Source organism: Cupriavidus sp. GW822-FHT06G04 (assembly GCF_058799075.1).
This window is the reverse complement of record NZ_JBXALD010000001.1, coordinates 132,497-147,798: the sequence shown is the minus strand read 5'-3', so window position 1 is coordinate 147,798 and position 15,302 is coordinate 132,497. Positions and strand designations below refer to the sequence as shown.

14 protein-coding genes are annotated in these 15,302 nt (G+C 65.1%); 7 read left to right on the top strand and 7 right to left on the bottom strand.

Features of this window, described 5'->3' with window-relative positions:
• Position 1: 1 nt before the first annotated feature.
• Positions 2 to 1,501 carry a T6SS phospholipase effector Tle1-like catalytic domain-containing protein gene (locus AC1RKI_RS00650; RefSeq protein WP_492794229.1) on the top strand — a complete coding sequence of 500 codons (1,500 nt, stop codon included), beginning with the start codon at positions 2 to 4 and terminating at the stop codon, positions 1,499 to 1,501.
• Positions 1,502 to 1,654: 153 nt separating this feature from the next.
• Here AC1RKI_RS00650 and AC1RKI_RS00645 read toward each other — a convergent pair whose 3' ends face one another.
• A complete protein-coding gene (locus AC1RKI_RS00645; protein WP_227460036.1) occupies positions 1,655 to 2,704 on the bottom strand; it encodes an Ldh family oxidoreductase in 1,050 nt (349 codons plus the stop codon).
• Between the two features lie 80 nt (positions 2,705 to 2,784).
• Entirely contained in the window at positions 2,785 to 4,305 is a 1,521-nt protein-coding gene (locus AC1RKI_RS00640; RefSeq protein ID WP_061956754.1) for a DASS family sodium-coupled anion symporter, read from the bottom strand.
• A 326-nt stretch (positions 4,306 to 4,631) separates the two neighbouring features.
• Here AC1RKI_RS00640 and AC1RKI_RS00635 point away from each other — a divergent pair, with 326 nt between their 5' ends.
• A complete protein-coding gene (locus AC1RKI_RS00635; RefSeq protein ID WP_325169624.1) occupies positions 4,632 to 5,384 on the top strand; it encodes a tyrosine-protein phosphatase in 753 nt (250 codons plus the stop codon).
• 69 nt (positions 5,385 to 5,453) lie between these two features.
• Here the strand turns inward: AC1RKI_RS00635 and AC1RKI_RS00630 are convergent, their stop codons facing one another.
• Both AC1RKI_RS00630 and AC1RKI_RS00625 read right to left on the bottom strand, forming a co-directional pair.
• Positions 5,454 to 6,677, bottom strand: a complete 1,224-nt coding sequence (locus tag AC1RKI_RS00630; RefSeq protein ID WP_150979482.1) for an acetate/propionate family kinase — start codon at positions 6,675 to 6,677, stop codon at positions 5,454 to 5,456.
• Positions 6,678 to 6,700: 23 nt separating this feature from the next.
• On the bottom strand, positions 6,701 to 7,657 hold the full coding sequence (locus AC1RKI_RS00625) for a phosphate acetyltransferase (protein ID WP_492794233.1): 957 nt from the start codon (positions 7,655 to 7,657) through the stop codon (positions 6,701 to 6,703).
• Positions 7,658 to 7,924: 267 nt separating this feature from the next.
• Between AC1RKI_RS00625 and AC1RKI_RS00620 the strand changes: the two genes are divergently transcribed.
• From AC1RKI_RS00620 to AC1RKI_RS00600, 5 genes are all read left to right on the top strand, one after another.
• Entirely contained in the window at positions 7,925 to 10,267 is a 2,343-nt protein-coding gene (locus AC1RKI_RS00620; RefSeq protein ID WP_492794235.1) for a DUF3141 domain-containing protein, read from the top strand.
• A gap of 136 nt (positions 10,268 to 10,403) precedes the next feature.
• Complete coding sequence (fabI, locus tag AC1RKI_RS00615; protein ID WP_061956760.1) at positions 10,404 to 11,183, top strand: enoyl-ACP reductase FabI; 780 nt, start codon at positions 10,404 to 10,406, stop codon at positions 11,181 to 11,183.
• Positions 11,184 to 11,269: 86 nt separating this feature from the next.
• Positions 11,270 to 11,512, top strand: coding sequence for an RNA recognition motif domain-containing protein (locus AC1RKI_RS00610; RefSeq protein ID WP_061956762.1), 243 nt, complete (start codon positions 11,270 to 11,272; stop codon positions 11,510 to 11,512).
• A 42-nt stretch (positions 11,513 to 11,554) separates the two neighbouring features.
• Positions 11,555 to 12,361 carry a TOBE domain-containing protein gene (locus tag AC1RKI_RS00605; RefSeq protein WP_492794238.1) on the top strand — a complete coding sequence of 269 codons (807 nt, stop codon included), beginning with the start codon at positions 11,555 to 11,557 and terminating at the stop codon, positions 12,359 to 12,361.
• Between the two features lies 1 nt (position 12,362).
• Positions 12,363 to 12,878 (top strand): class IV adenylate cyclase, encoded by a 516-nt coding sequence (locus AC1RKI_RS00600; protein WP_492794240.1) that lies wholly within the window; start codon positions 12,363 to 12,365, stop codon positions 12,876 to 12,878.
• A gap of 19 nt (positions 12,879 to 12,897) precedes the next feature.
• Here AC1RKI_RS00600 and AC1RKI_RS00595 read toward each other — a convergent pair whose 3' ends face one another.
• From AC1RKI_RS00595 to modA, 3 genes are read right to left on the bottom strand one after another with little or no spacing between them, the layout of a single operon-like run.
• Positions 12,898 to 13,620 (bottom strand): ATP-binding cassette domain-containing protein, encoded by a 723-nt coding sequence (locus AC1RKI_RS00595; protein ID WP_492794242.1) that lies wholly within the window; start codon positions 13,618 to 13,620, stop codon positions 12,898 to 12,900.
• A 7-nt stretch (positions 13,621 to 13,627) separates the two neighbouring features.
• Positions 13,628 to 14,338, bottom strand: coding sequence for a molybdate ABC transporter permease subunit (gene modB, locus AC1RKI_RS00590; RefSeq protein WP_061956775.1), 711 nt, complete (start codon positions 14,336 to 14,338; stop codon positions 13,628 to 13,630).
• Positions 14,339 to 14,370: 32 nt separating this feature from the next.
• A complete protein-coding gene (gene modA / locus AC1RKI_RS00585; protein ID WP_492794244.1) occupies positions 14,371 to 15,147 on the bottom strand; it encodes a molybdate ABC transporter substrate-binding protein in 777 nt (258 codons plus the stop codon).
• Positions 15,148 to 15,302: the final 155 nt, after the last annotated feature.

Below are 15,302 nucleotides of genomic sequence, written 5' to 3'. Positions count from 1 at the left end.
GATGCAGGACTGGTTCACAGACTCCCACGAGTCGTTTGCGAGGACGGTTGAAACCATGATCGGACTGTACGACGGAGACTTCGAGGCATGCGCGACCTGCGAGGAGCAGCCTTGGTTCAGCTTCTTTTTCGACGGGACCGGAAATAATCGTGATATCGATAGACCACTGAATAAATTGTCCAACGTAGCGCGATTGTATGAAGGGCATATTGCAGACGACCAGCCTCTTGTTTATCGATTTTACTACCCTGGCGTCGGGACGCCGCTCAATGCGAGCGATCCGACCTGGTGGGAAAAGCTGCGCGACAGCGAAGTGCTAGGTGGCGGCGCGGGGTTGGGCTGGGATAGTCGCTTGACAATGGCTGAGGAGAATCTGCGCTTTGCTTTGACCGCCAACCACCGAGTCACCCGCATCGACATCGCCGTATTCGGTTTCTCGCGCGGTGCGACGTTGGCACGCGCGTTCGTCAACCGGCTGCTTGCCAAATGCACGATGAAGGATGGTGTGCCGCACTGGCCGTGTGGGACCGCACTGGACGGAGAGTCCGCGCCGCTCCATATCCGCTTTCTCGGACTATTCGACACGGTGGAATCGGTGGGCCTGCCCGCGCACAACCTGAGCGACATGCTTGTGCATATTCCCGAACAGGTCGAGCGCTGCTGCCATATTGTCTCGGGCCACGAACTGCGTGCCTGTTTCCCGCTGACGCCGGTGGGCGATACAGCCGCAAGCTGCGACGAGCTGGTCTTTCCCGGTGTGCACTCGGATATTGGCGGCGGTTATCGTCCCAATGAGCAGGGTCGATCTGATCTGCTCGGCCGCCTCGCGCTGAACCGCATGCGGCTGGAGGCGGTCATGTGCGGGGTGCCATTCACACCGCCCACGGATCTGGCGAAAACCACAGCTGAGCTCTTCGAATACGACGAAGAGCTCAAAACGTTGTTCGATGAATACATGGCCACGATTGGCCGATGCAGCGGGATCGAGGATCAGGTCTTTCGGCACATGCGTCTCTTCTATGGCTGGCTGAAGGTGCGCTTTGGCCACGCGCCGTGCGAGCTGTACGAGAACATGTGTTCGACGGATCCCGAAATCCAGGAATCACTGCAAAGAATCCAGCAGTACCACGGACGCCTGAAGGTCGAGGCCGATACGATGAACTGGCGTTCCTATCTGACCCGGCTCTGGAACACCGACCGCAGCGAATACCTGCGCACGATCGAGACGGCGGGCGGGCGACGCGTGACAAACGAACCGCTCTCCGCAGATGAACTGGCGTACTGGAAGGCGTGGTTGAATCCGCCCGAACTGTCCGCGAATCTGATCCGATTCTTCGATCGGTATGTGCATGATTCACGCGCCGGTTTTATCCGCATCGATGGTGGCGGATATTTGCTGCCACGCCAGATCGTTGCGATCTCGGCGCCCGAAAGCATGACGGCGCACGCGACGGTGCGCCCATTGCCAGCGGAACCACTCACCCTGTCCGAAGCTCGATGAGATCGGCCGTTTGCGTTTCGGATTGCATGGCGAACGTGGCGATATCAGTGACTAAATCGGTCAAACAGCGATCGTCGGGAATCCATCGCGTGGATCGATAAACGCCACGACCATGCGTGCGCCGTTTCAGGCATTCGGCTTCCCGAAATGGCCCTACGCCGCTGGCGCATCCACTCCAAGATCTTTCGCCAGCGCCTCGAGGTTGCGCCAGATATTCGCGTTGATCTCCAGATGCGTCGATGCCGCCGCGCGGTTGGCGGCTTCGTATTCGCCGGGATATTGCACCTGATCGAAGCCCGGGGCGGTCGGCGTGTCGTGCAGGTATTTGATGAAAGCCTCGACCTCGCCGCGCTCCCAGTTCAGGCCAAGATCGAACTCGGGGTTCAGCAGCACGCCGAACAGATTGTTGGTGGCCACGCCACCGCGCGGGTTTTCGGGCTGGATCGTACCCCCGCCGGACAGCACGCCAGCCAGCAGTTCGGCCACTACGCCGAGCGCATAGCCCTTGTGCAGGCCGAACGGCAGCAGCGACCCCGGATGATCGCCGAACATGACCGATGCGTCGGTAGTCGGGTGTCCATCGGCGTCGATGATGCTGTGCTCGGGCGCGGGCTCGCCTTTCTCGGCCAGCACGCGCGCCTTGTTGATGGCGATGGCGCTCGTCGCGATGTCGACTACCAGCGGCGGCCGGCCATTCGGCATCGGTCCGGCAAAGCAGAGCGGGTTGGTGGTGAGGCGTGGCACGCGCCCGCCGTAGGGCGCCACCACGGGCGGCCGGTTGATCACGTTGGTAAAGCTCAGCAGGACAAAACCGGCGTTGGCCACCATTTCGCCATAGTGGCCCATGCGGCCCAGATGGTGCGACTTGCGCAGCGTGACAATGCAATGGCCATGCTGGCGCACGCGCTCGATGGCCTGCTGCATCACGGTCTTGCCGACATGTTGGCCAAAACCGCCGTGGCCGTCGAACACCATCATCATGTCGCGGTCGAGCACGCATTCGGCGCGGCCTTCCGGGTTGACGTTGTTGCCGACGATGGCGCGGCGATAGTTGGGCAGGATCGACAGGCCGTGGCTGATATAGCCGCAGCGGTCGGCTTCAACCAGATGCTCGGCCACATCGTCGGCGATGTCGGCCGGCACCTGCTGGGCGACCAGGATGTCGCGCGCGAAGCTGCGCGCGCTATTGAGCGATAATTTCATGGCAGGGGCGTCTTTCCGGGCGTTGTCGATCCGGGTCGGGTTGATAGAGGGTCGAGCGGCGGCAGCGGTGCGGTCGTTGGTCAGATCCAGCCGAGCCAACGCCAGTACGTGCTGGCAAACACCAGCATAAGCAGGTAGCCGATGATCGTGACCGGGATACCGATTCGCGCGAATTGCTTGCCGTTGAAGGTATCGGTGCCCAGGCAGACCATGTTCTGCGGCGCATTGATTGGCAGGATGAAGCCGAAGCTGACCGTGTAGCCCAGCAGCATCGTCATGCCGATCTTGTTGATGTCGCCTGGCAGCGTTTGCAGCACCGAGATCAGGATCGGCAGCAGCGCGGCCGTCAGCGCCGTGGCGCTGGCAAAGCCCAGATGAATCAGGATCAGGAAGGCCGCCAGAATGGCGAAGATCAGGATCGTGCCGTGGTTGGCCAGACCGGAATGCGTGACGACGAACTTTCCGAGCCACTGTCCGGCCTGCGTGGTCAGCAGCGCGGAGCCGAGGCTGATGCCGACGCCGAACACGATCAGCGTGCCCCATGGCGTGCGTTGCTGCATCGTCTTCCAGTCCATCACGCCGATGCGCGGCATCATCAGGATCACCAGGCCCACGAAGGTGATGGTGGCGGTGTCGAATGCATGGAGCTTGCCTTCGGTGGCCCAGAACAGCAGCAGGCCGATGGCCACTGCGGCCAGGCGCTTTTGCGGGCCGGTCATCGGACCCAGCGCGGCGAGTTCGCGCTCCACGGCTTCCTTGCCGCCGGCGATGGCGTCGGTCTCGGGCGGCAGCAGCCACCGCACCAGGAAGTACAGCACCACCGACATCACGATGGCCCACGGCGCGCCGGCGATCAGCCATTGCAGCCACGTGACACGTTCGCCAAGCAGCTTGTCCATGAAGCCTGCGGTCAGCAGATTCTGTGCGGCGGCGGTCTGGATGCCGACGTTCCAGACGCTGGTGGCCTGCGCCACCATGATCATGATGCCCGCCGCGATATTGGATTTCTTGTCGACGCCGAACGCGGCGATCACGCCCATCATGATCGGCACGGTACAGGCGCTGCGCGCCGTCGCGCTGGGCACCACGAGGCTCAGGATGATCGTCACCGCGATGGTGCCGATCAGGATGCGCCGTGTGCTGGTGCCGATTGCCGACAGCGTGACCAGTGCGATGCGCCGGTCCAGCCCGGTCACGGTCATTGCCGCCGAAATGAACAGCGCGGCGGCCACCAGCGCGAGCGCGGTGTTGGAGAATCCGGCCAGCGCCATGCCAAGCGCGCGCGACGTGCCGTACATCGTGTCGGGGTCGTTGACCATCGGCGCGAAGCCGATCAGCGCCGCCATCAACGACGTGATCATGATGGCGCTGGTTTCGTAGGTCACCGCTTCGGTGATCCACACGACCACGGCGAAGGCGAGGATCGCCAGCATGCGGTGACCGGCAACGGGCAGATCGGCCGGCAGTGGGATCATCAGCGCGCCGATCAGGACGGCCACTGCAAGATACAGGCCCCAGTGAATGCGCAACTTGGGGGTGGCGGGCGCGGCGATTGCCGCTGTGGCGCTGCCGGGTGGGGCAGGCGAGGTGTTATCGGACATGCTTGACATCCCTTGTGTGGAACACTCTGTCGGACGTGTCGCGACGCAGGGTCGCCGCGTTCGACATACGGGCATTATGTGAAGCCGACGGGGGTGCTGCCAAGGTGATGAGCGGTTTGGAATTGTCCTGGATCAATTCGCGTTGGCATCGATATTTGTCAAGCTAAATGGCTTGTTTCAGTCGTAGCAACGGTTCGCGGGACATCCGCCGACGCAGGGTGCCCGCCGACGGAACGATCTGAAATAATTGACGCCAATGCTGAACGTTTTCGTACGCGTGCACGACAGTACGCCTGAGAGATATGCAAACAGATAATGACAAGTCAATGAAGCCGGACATGCGGACGTGCCTGGCACTGGAGACCATCGTCAACGCGCGGGACCTGGGCGGGTTGATCGGATTTGACGGACGTCAGGTCAAACGCCGCAAGTTGTATCGCAGCGCCAATCCGGCGCTGGGCTGCGCTGCCGATCTGGACAAACTCCACGCGCTTGGCCTTGACATCGTGGTGGACTTTCGATCACCGGGAGAGAAGTCGCCGGACGAGGCCGGCTTCGGCGAGCGCTTCCGCTGGCTGGCGGTGCCCGTGCTGGACGGCTCCATGGCGATGGATGTGCTGATGCCGCGCCTGCGCGAAAGCAACGCCGCGCAAATGCACGGTTTCATGCTCGACGTGTACCGCGATTTCCCGATGCGCTACCGCGATGCGTTCGGCACGTTCATGCGTCACGCCGAGGCCGGCCAGACGCTGTACTACCACTGCACGGCGGGCAAGGACCGCACCGGCTTTGCCACGCTGCTGCTGCTCGCCGCGCTGGGCGTGAAGCAGGACGACATCGTGGCGAACTATCTGGAATCGAATCACTGGAACCAGCGCTTCAACGACAGGATCCTCGCGGGTATGTCGCAGGCCGGTGTGTCGGCCGATGCGATGCGGCCGTTGCTCGAGGTGCGGCCGGAGTATCTGGAAGCGTCGATGGATGCGATGGAGCGTGCCTACGGCGGCGTCGAACGTTTTGTCACCGGGCAACTCGGCGTCGATATCGGGCGTCTGCGCGCGCACTACCTGGAAGCGTAAACGCGCGGCTGCGCAAGCACCTTGCCCCTTTTGCAGCCGCCACGCGGTGAAAGGATGCGCCAGATGTCGCTATAGTCCGCCGTTGTCGCGCAGGATCCGCGCGGTCGACAGCGCGATCATCCCTTCCTCGTCGGTCTGCAGTGCCCAGACCGGCACGCGCGAATTGGCGTGGCTGACAAGTTGCCGGTTGGCGTTGTTGGCCGCCTCATCGATCACGATTCCGAACAGGCCGGTCAACTGCGCGCAGATGCGCGCGCGCACCTGGGGCGAATTGGCGCCAATGCCGGCTGTGAAGACCAACGCGTCGAGCCCGCCCAGCGTGACCGCCAGCTTGCCGATTTCCTGTGCGGCGCGGTACGCGTAGAAATCGACGGCCAGCCGCGCACGCAACGCGTCGCTGGCCAGCAGCGCGCGCATGTCGCTGCTGATTCCGGAAATGCCTTTGAGGCCCGATTGGCCGTACAGCATCGACTGGATCTCGTCGGCGCTCATGCCCTGCGCGGCCAGCCACAACACCGCGCCGGGATCGATCGAGCCGCAGCGCGTGCCCATCGGCATGCCGTCCAGCGCGGTCAGCCCCATGGTCGATTCCACACTCTTGCCGCCGCGCATCGCGCACAGGCTCGCGCCGTTGCCCAGATGCGCGACGATCACGCGGCCATCGGCCACGTCGGGCGCCACCTGTCCAAGCTGCCGCGCGATATAGGCGTACGACAGGCCGTGGAATCCGTAGCGCCGGATGCCACGCTCGTAAAATTCGTACGGCAGCGCCATCAGCTGCGCCAGCGGATCGTGGCCCGCGTGAAACGCGGTATCGAAGCACGCCACCTGCAGCAGGTCGGGCACCGCCCCGCGGATTGCGCGGATCGCCGTCAGGTTGTGCGGCTGATGCAGCGGCGCCAGCGGTACCAGCGCTTCGAGCTTCTCGATGACCGCGTCGTCGATGCGCACCGCGTCGGCAAAATCGGCGCCGCCGTGTACCACGCGATGCCCGATCGCCACCGGCGGCGTGTCGCGCAGGCCGATGCTCAGCGTGAGGCGGATCAGCCGGAATGCCGCATCGTGATCGGCGACCTGTTCGACCGGAAACGACTCGTCGGCGACGGTGCGGCCATCGGCCATGCGCGCCACCAGGCGCGGCGCCACGCCAATGCCTTCGATCTGGCCGTGGGCGGCCAGCGCGGGCTGGATGTCGGCGTTGTCGTGCGCGGAATCCGGCACCATGTAGACAGACACCTTGACGCTGGACGAACCGGCGTTAACGACAAGAATGACGGGATGCAAAGTGGCCACGCGCAACTCTCCTTGTTCGCTCTTCAGACGGTAGCGGTGGCGTCGCCGATGCGGCGCGCGTGCGCCAGCAATACGGCGATGGCGCAACTGCCGATGCGCGCGCGCACGCTGTCGGCGCGGCTGGTCAGGATGATCGGCACGCGCGCGCCTAGCACGATGCCCGCGGCCTCCGCGCCGGCCAGAAACGTCAGCTGCTTGGCCAGCATGTTGCCGGCTTCCAGATCGGGCACCAGCAGAATGTCGGGGTCGCCCGCCACTTCGGACTTGATGCCCTTGGTATCGGCCGCCGCCCTGCTGATGGCGTTGTCGAACGCCAGCGGGCCATCGAGAAGGCCGCCTTCGATCTGTCCGCGCAGGCTCATCATGCACAGCGCGGCAGCGTCGATGGTCGACGGGATTTTGTCGGTCACGGTTTCCACCGCGGACAGGATTGCCACCTTGGGGCGCTCGATGCCAAGCACGTGCAGCAGGTCGATGGCGTTGCGCACGATGTCCGCTTTTTCGTTGAGCGTGGGAAAGATGTTGACCGCCGCGTCGGTGATGAACAACGGCTTGTGGTAGCTCGGCACATCCATGGCAAACACATGCGACAGGCGCCGCGCGGTGCGCAGGCCGCTGGTGCTGCGCGTGACCGCGTGGAGCAGCTCGTCGCTATGCAGGCTGCCCTTCATCAGCAGTTCCGCCTGGCCCGTGCGCACCGCTTCGACCGCGGCTTCAGCCGAGGCATGGCTGTGGGGCGCGTCGATGATCACGCTGTCGCCAAGTGCCAGGCCGTGCTCTTGCGCCACGGCGCGGATACGTGCCGCGGGCCCAACCAGGATCGGCACGATCAGGCCCAGCCGCGCGGCCTCCAGTGCGCCGTCCAGCGATGAATAGTCACACGGGTGCGCCACTGCGGTGGGGATCGGCGGCAAGCCTTCGCAGCGTCCCAGCAGAATGGCGTATTTGTCGGCGGTCGGGGGTGTCGGCGTGGGTTGCATGCGTGGAATCCAGGTTATCCGCATCCGCCGCAGGGCAGGCGGATGCTGCGTTGCGCAATCGTGCCGGGAAAGTATAGGCGAACGCCCGCGGCGCGGTGTCGGCTTGGGAAGTGTCATATTCGGCGCCGTCAGCCGCCGTTCGGTAACTTCGGTTGTCATGCTGCCCGGACACTGGTAGATTTTTGTCTGTTGCGTCGCAGCAAGCCATTTTCTCTTGGTGACACTGCATCCCCTGCTCGCTCCGCCAATCCATCGGGAGAAACGGAAATGAATGCACGTCAACCTGTGACAGGGTCCGGCCCTGACCAGGGCGCCCCACACGCCTCCAATCCCACCGGCAGTACAAACACCAGCAACACCAGCGATACCAGCGATACCAGCAGCGCCCCGGGCTCATCGCCGGCATGGCCGGCGTTCCCGTTTGCCGCGTTTCCGCCCGTGCCCGCGACACCGCTGGCGCAGGCCGCGTGGGAATACGGCGTCGATGCGTGGCAACGGTCGATCCTGTTTCTCGACATCCTGCGCCAGCGCGGCAACGAAACCGCCGAGCATGAACGCAGCGGCATGCCGCCGGTGCTCGCGTTCGAATACGAAATGCTGATCGATGGCCGCGACCTGCCGAAGCCCGTCAACTACGCGCTGCTGCGGATCGTGCCATCGCCGGAATTTCCCACCGATATCGCCAAGCGGCCGTTCGTGGTGATGGATCCGCGCGCGGGCCATGGCCCCGGCATTGGCGGCTTCAAGGCCGACAGCGAAATCGGCAACGCCATCCGCACCGGACATCCGTGCTACTTCATCACGTTCTTCCGCGACCCGTGTCCGGGCCAGACGATCGAGGACGTGGCGCGCACCGAAGGCAAATTTCTGCGCACCGTGGCAGCACGCCATCCCGATGCGCCGGGCAAGCCGTTCGTCGTCGGCAATTGTCAGGCCGGCTGGGCGCTGCTGATGCTCGCGGCCGCCGCGCCCGATGTCACTGGCCCGATCCTGCTGGCCGGCGCGCCGGTAGCGTATTGGTCGGGCGTGCGCGGCAAGAATCCGATGCGCTATTCCGGCGGGCTGCTCGGCGGCACGTGGCTGTCGTCGCTGGCCGCGGACATGGGCAACGGCCGCTTCGACGGCGCGTGGCTGGTGCAGAATTTCGAAAAGCTTAATCCCTCCAACACGCTGTGGGAAAAGCTCTACAACGTCTATGCGAAGGCCGATACCGAAGGGCCGCGCTTCCTGGAATTCGAACGCTGGTGGGGCGGCCACTTCCTGATGAACCGCGCCGAGATCGACTGGATCGTGCAGAACCTGTTCGTCGGCAATCATCTGACCGCCGGCGAGGTACGCAGCGACGATGGCCGGACCGTGATCGATCTGCGTAATGTGCGCTCGCCGGTGATCGTGTTTGCGTCCTGGGGTGACAACATCACGCCGCCGCAGCAGGCGCTGAACTGGATTCCCGATCTGTACGCCAGCGTCGACGAACTCGTCGCCAATGACCAGACCATCGTCTACTGCTTGCATCCGTCGATCGGCCACCTGGGCATCTTCGTTTCCGGCAGCGTGGCCAACAAGGAACACTCCGAACTGTTCAGCGCGCTGGACTTGATCGATGTGCTGCCGCCGGGTCTCTACGAGGCAAAGATCGAGGACGTCGCGCCCGACGCGCCGCACCGCGATCTGCTGGAAGGGCGCTATCTGGTGCGCTTCGAACGGCGCACCATCGACGATATCCTGTCGCTCGACGACGGCCGCGCCGACGAGCAGCCGTTCGAAGTCGTGCGCCGCGTGGCCGAGATCAACCAGCATCTGTACGACACATTCGCCTCGCCGGTGGTCCGCGCGCTGTCCAACGAAACCACCGCGGAAGCGGTGCGGGCGATCCACCCGTCGCGGCTCGAGCGGTCGCTCGCCAGCGACACCAATCCGTGGATGCAGTGGGTTGCCGCGATGGCGCCGGCGGTGCGCGAGGCCCGCCAGCCGGTCTCGCCGGACAATCCGTTCCTGGCGATGCAACAGGCCGTGTCGGACCAGATCGTGCGCTCGCTCGACCAGTATCGCGACGCGCGCGACGCATGGCAGGAGCGCACGTTCGAAGCGCTCTACGCCAATCCGTGGCTGCCGGCGATGCTGGGCATGACGGACCGGCCCAAGCGCGCCGAATCCCCGGCCATCAGCGCGCTGCGCAAGGAAGTGGCCGAACTGCGCCAGCGCGAGGCGCTGCGGCATATCGGTTCCGGCACGTCGCTCGACGCGTTCCTGCGGATCCTGTCTTACGTCACGCAGGGGCGATCGGCCATCGAGGAACGTCCCTTCAATCTGCTGCGCAAACTCGCGCGTGAGAACCCGCCCGAAAAGCGCATCACGCTGGCGCAGTTCAAGGATGCCGTGCGCAGGCAGAGCTATGTCGTCAGCCTCGATCCCGACGCCGCGCTCAAGGCGCTGCCCGATATCGTGCCCGACATGAAGGAGCGGCGCCGCATCATGGTGCTGGCGCATCGTGTGCTGACGGTGGGCGGGCCGCTCGATGACGAGTGGCTGGCGCGCTATCGCGAAGTCGCGGAGGTCCTGGGCACCGATCACGGCAACGGACGTGCAAGCCCGCAGGCCGAAGCCTGACCCATCGTCCCTGCACATCCAGCAAGGACATGCAGCAGTTGTTCCACCGGCAGGCGTGCTGCAACGCGGCGCGCCTGCCGACACGGCGTCGCCGGCTTATACGCGGGTGCGCCGTCATCGCAATCGGAGGCTTCCCATGGTGCAAGTACCCAACCCGCCGCTGCGCGGCGCCCGCGTGCTGGTGGTGGGCGTTGCCAACGAGGATTCGATCGCGTGGGGCTGCGCGCGCGCTTTTCATGAACTCGGCGCCGAAGTGGCGCTGACCTACCTGAACGACAAGGCGTACCCGCACGTGGCGCCGCTGGCCGCGCAGATCGGCGCGCCGATCCTGATGCCGCTCAATGTCGAGGACGACGCGCAGATGGACGCGCTGTTCGCGCATATCGCGCAAACGTGGGGCCGGCTCGATTCGGTCGTGCATTCGGTGGCGTTTGCGCCGAAGGCCGACCTGCAGGGCGGCCTGCTGAATTCCTCGGCGCAGGGCTTTGCACGCGCGATGGACGTCTCGTGTCATTCCTTCATCCGCATGGCGCGCCGCGCGGCGCCGCTGATGACGCAAGGCGGCACGCTGTTCGCGATGAGCTATGACGGCGCCAACCGCGTAGTGCCGAACTACGACCTGATGGGCCCGGTCAAGGCGGCGCTCGAGGCAAGTTGCCGGTATCTGGCCCATGAACTCGGGCCCCAAGGCATCCGCGTGCATGCCATCTCGCCGGGGCCGCTGAAGACGCGCGCCGCGTCGGGCCTCAAGGATTTCGATCTGCTGCTGGCCGAAGCGGCGGGGCGGTCGCCGCTGGGCGAACTGGTCGACATCATGGACGTCGGGTTCGCTACCGCCTATCTGGCAACGCCGTACGCGCGCCGCGTGTCGGGCAATACGGTGTACGTGGATGGTGGCGTGCACATCATGGCCTGAAACGTGCGATAGCCGCATCGCCCGGCCGCCGCGATGCGCGGCGCGGCCTACAATACAGCCATCCGCACTTCCCTACAGGAGATGCAATGCAGGTACTGATTCGCGGGCTGCATCGAGATGTGACCGAGGAAATGCTGCGCGAAAAATTCAAACAGTATGCGCCGGTCAATTCGGTCGAGATCGTGCGCGATGGCGATCCAAACCATCCGTGGGCATGGATGGATCTGGCGGTGGACCCGTTCACCGCGTGGCGCCTGCTGCGGCAGTTCGACAAGCAATACTTCGCCGGCAGCATCATGCGCTGGTATATCCCCGCACACCAGAGCTAGCGCGGTACCATACCGCATCTTCATTCTCGGACACGTCAGCTCATGCTGGAACTCCAGGGCGCCATCTGGTTTCGCGCCGGCAAGCAGGACTGGGGCGGCCGCGATCGCATCGCGCTGCTGTCCGCCATCGGCGAGCACGGCTCGATCACAGCTGCCGCGCGCGCGGTGGGCATCAGCTACAAGCATGCGTGGGATGCCATCGATGCGATGAACAACAGCGCGGGCGAGGCCCTGGTGGTGCGCGTGGCAGGCGGCAAGGGCGGCGGCGGTACAAAGCTGACCGCACGCGCCGCGCGGCTGATCCGCACGTATCACGCGATGGAAGCCGAGCACGCACGATTTCTCGCCCAGCTCGAAAAGGCCGGCAGCGCGATGTCCGATGCCGACGTCGACGATATCCACCTGATCCACCGTCTCATGATCAAGACCAGTGCCCGCAACAAGCTGTTCGGCCGTGTGCAGACCGTGCGCCCCGGCGCAGTCAATGACGAGGTCACGCTGGTGCTGGCCGGCGGGCAGCATATCGTTTCCACGCTGACGCATGAAAGCGTCGAGGCCCTGGAACTGACGCCGGGCGCCGAGGCGTTCGCGCTGGTCAAGGCGTCGTCGGTGATGATTGGCCTGCCCGATCCGGGCACGCGGCTATCGGCGCGTAACCAGCTGGCCGGCACCGTCGCGCGCACCGCGCCGGGCGCCGTCAGTGCCGAGGTCGTACTCGATCTCGATGGCGGCGGCACTGTGGCAGCCATCATCACCAACACGGCGATGCACGATCTGGAGCTCAAGCCGGGCGTGCACGCACTGGCGATATTCAAGGCGTCGAGCGTGATCCTGGGCACGATGATCTGACATGGCGCGCAATATCGAAATCAAGGCGCGCATCGACAGCGTCGAGTCACTGACGCCGCGCGCCGCGGCCATCGCCACGCAAGGGCCCGAACGCATCGAGCAGGACGATACGTTTTTCCCGTGTCCGAACGGACGCCTGAAGTTGCGCGCCTTCAGCGCCGCGCGCGGCGAACTGATCTTCTATGCGCGCCCCGACCAGGCAGGGCCGAAGGAAAGTTTCTACATCCTGTCGCCCACCGCGTCGCCCGATACGCTGCGCGCCGCGTTGACCGCCGCACATGGCGCGGGCGGACGCGTTCGCAAGGTGCGCACGCTCTTCCTGGTAGGGCGCACGCGCGTGCACCTGGATCGCGTGGAAGGGCTGGGCGATTTTCTGGAACTCGAAGTGGTGCTGCGCGACGGAGAGCCGCTCGATGCCGGCGTGGCCGAGGCCCATGCGCTGATGGCGCACCTCGGGGTGGCGCCGGACGCGCTGATCGAAGGCGCCTACGTCGATCTGCTGCAAGCCCGCGCTTGAGGATACGGCGCGAGACCGGTCAGGCGATCCGCGCCGGCTGCTGGGCGTAGACCGGCGGGTGCCGGTGCTCGCGTCCGCCGGCAAAGATGCGGCCGTCGCGGATTTCCAGTACGTGATCGCCCAGCACTTCCACGTCCTGCGGATCGTGCGAAATCATCAACATCGGCACGTCCAGGCTTTCCTGCAACGCGCGCAGTTCGTTACGCATGCGCACGCGCAGCGCGGGATCGAGTGCCGAGAACGGTTCGTCGAGCAGCACGATATCGGGCCGCGCCACCAGTGCGCGCGCCAGCGCCACGCGCTGTTTCTGTCCACCCGATATCTGCGCCGGATACTGCCCGACGATCTCGCCGAGCCCAAACGCATCGACCCAGCGCGCGGCCTCGGGCGGCAAGCCACGTCGCGAAGGATTGCGCCAGCCGCGCCTGAGCCCAAACGCAATGTTTTGCGCCACGGTCAGATGCGGAAACAGCGCGTAATCCTGGAACAGGTACGCGACGCGGCGTTCCTGCGGGCGCACGTCGATGCCGGTTTCGCTGTCGAACAGCGTGCGGCCATTCAGCACGATGCGTCCGCTGTCCGGTGCCATCAATCCCGCAATCGCGCGCAGCGTCAGGCTCTTGCCCGCGCCCGATGGACCGAACAGTGCGATGCGGCGGCTGTCCGAAGCGAAGCCGATATCGAGCACGAAATGACGATCCTGCGATGCCATGCGCTTGCGAATGGAAATCTCCATGGTCATGGCGATCTCACCTCGCTGCGGCTTCGCGCCGGAACCTGCGGCGCTCGTAGCCATCGCCGCGCCGCGTGGGCGGCACCAGCCGCGCGGCAATCACCAGCAGCACGATGCAGGTGACCGACGTCACCAGCACCAGCAGATTGGCGGTGTCGTCGTTGCCGGCCTGCACGGCTTCGTAGATGGCAACCGACAGCGTCTGCGTGCGGCCCGGCAGATTACCGGCGATCATCAGCGTCGCGCCAAATTCGCCAAGCGCGCGCGCAAAGGCCAGCAGTACGCCGGCGACGATGCCCGGCATTGCCATCGGCAACGTCACCCGAAAGAAAATGCCGGCCTCGGAAATGCCCAGCACGCGCGCGGCATTCTCCAGTTGATGGTCGACGCCTTCGAATGCGGCGCGCGCCGACTTGAGCACCAGCGGAAACGCCACAACTGTGGACGCCAGCACCGCGCCTTGCCACGTGAAGACCAGTTCGATGCCGATGCTTTCCAGCCACGCGCCGAACACACCGCGCCGGCCCACCAGCACCAGCAGGTAGTAGCCCAGCACGGTCGGCGGCAGCACCAGCGGCAGCGTCAGCAGCGCATCGACGACATCGCGCGCCGACGAGCGCCAGCGCGCGATCGCGAAGGCCGCCGCCACGCCAAGGATCGCGTTGAGCAGCGTGGCGCATCCGGCAACCTTCAGCGACAGCAGTAGCGGTACCCAGACGGCGTCCATTTGCGGCATCCCGAACGGTGTGGCAATCAGACTCAGGGTTTCTGGAAGCCGAAGCGGGCCAGCGTGGCCTGGCCTTCGGCCGACAGCACATATTGCACGAAGGCGTTGGCCTGCTGCGCCTGCTTCGATTGCGCAGTGACGGCGATCGGGTAGGTCACCGGCGTGGTCGTCGGCACGCGGGCGGCTACCTTGACCTTGTCGGCCATCACGGCGGCGTCGGTGGCAAACACGAAGCCGGCGTCGACTTCGCCCCGTGCGACGTAATCGAGCGCCTGGCGCACGTTCTGCGCGGGCACGCCCTTGGCGGCCACAGCGTCCCACAGGCCCTGCGCTTCCAGCGCGCCGCGGGTGTAACGGCCCACGGGCACCGAGGCCGGATTGCCGTAGGCGATGCGCTTGACGTCGGCGCGCGCCAGGTCCTTTGGCGTCGCGATATTGAGGCGGCTGTCGTGCGGCACGATCAGCACGATCGCATTGGCCGCGAAATCCTTGCGCGTCGCCGCTTGCACCACCTTCTCGGCCTCGGCCTTGTCCATCGCGTTCTGATCGGCGGACGCAAACACGTCGGCCGGCGCGCCCTTGATGATCTGCTGCATCAGCACGTCGGACGCGCCGAAGTTGAGCACGACCTTGGTATCCGGGTGCGCACGCTCGAATTGCTCGCCCAATTGCCTGAAGGCGTTGGTCAGGCTGGCGGCGGCCGACACCACCAGATCGGCGGCAAACGCCGAGGACGTGCCCAGCGTCAGGGCGACCAGTGCGGCGGCGGAGGCGGCACGACGCAGCAGGGGCAGGGAACGGAGGCTCATGACGGAGGCAGGCAGGTTCGGAGGGATGGGCGCCACGCGGGGCGGCGTGCACAAGGGCGCACCTTCGCAATATAAGCGCGTATATAGCGCAGCGTCAATTCGCCGAATGGATACCGTTCTTCACCGGTGCGTGATGTTGCCGGCGCGTCAGCATC

What these genes read in the sequence shown, in the direction of transcription:
- AC1RKI_RS00650 (WP_492794229.1), top strand. Translation starts at nt 2, where the DNA reads ATGCAGGACTGGTTCACAGACTCCCACGAGTCGTTTGCGAGGACGGTT.
- AC1RKI_RS00645 (WP_227460036.1), bottom strand. Translation starts at nt 2,704, where the DNA reads ATGAAATTATCGCTCAATAGCGCGCGCAGCTTCGCGCGCGACATCCTG.
- AC1RKI_RS00640 (WP_061956754.1), bottom strand. Translation starts at nt 4,305, where the DNA reads ATGTCCGATAACACCTCGCCTGCCCCACCCGGCAGCGCCACAGCGGCA.
- AC1RKI_RS00635 (WP_325169624.1), top strand. Translation starts at nt 4,632, where the DNA reads ATGAAGCCGGACATGCGGACGTGCCTGGCACTGGAGACCATCGTCAAC.
- AC1RKI_RS00625 (WP_492794233.1), bottom strand. Translation starts at nt 7,657, where the DNA reads ATGCAACCCACGCCGACACCCCCGACCGCCGACAAATACGCCATTCTG.
- AC1RKI_RS00620 (WP_492794235.1), top strand. Translation starts at nt 7,925, where the DNA reads ATGAATGCACGTCAACCTGTGACAGGGTCCGGCCCTGACCAGGGCGCC.
- fabI (WP_061956760.1), top strand. Translation starts at nt 10,404, where the DNA reads ATGGTGCAAGTACCCAACCCGCCGCTGCGCGGCGCCCGCGTGCTGGTG.
- AC1RKI_RS00610 (WP_061956762.1), top strand. Translation starts at nt 11,270, where the DNA reads ATGCAGGTACTGATTCGCGGGCTGCATCGAGATGTGACCGAGGAAATG.
- AC1RKI_RS00605 (WP_492794238.1), top strand. Translation starts at nt 11,555, where the DNA reads ATGCTGGAACTCCAGGGCGCCATCTGGTTTCGCGCCGGCAAGCAGGAC.
- AC1RKI_RS00600 (WP_492794240.1), top strand. Translation starts at nt 12,363, where the DNA reads ATGGCGCGCAATATCGAAATCAAGGCGCGCATCGACAGCGTCGAGTCA.
- AC1RKI_RS00595 (WP_492794242.1), bottom strand. Translation starts at nt 13,620, where the DNA reads ATGACCATGGAGATTTCCATTCGCAAGCGCATGGCATCGCAGGATCGT.
- modB (WP_061956775.1), bottom strand. Translation starts at nt 14,338, where the DNA reads ATGGACGCCGTCTGGGTACCGCTACTGCTGTCGCTGAAGGTTGCCGGA.
- modA (WP_492794244.1), bottom strand. Translation starts at nt 15,147, where the DNA reads ATGAGCCTCCGTTCCCTGCCCCTGCTGCGTCGTGCCGCCTCCGCCGCC.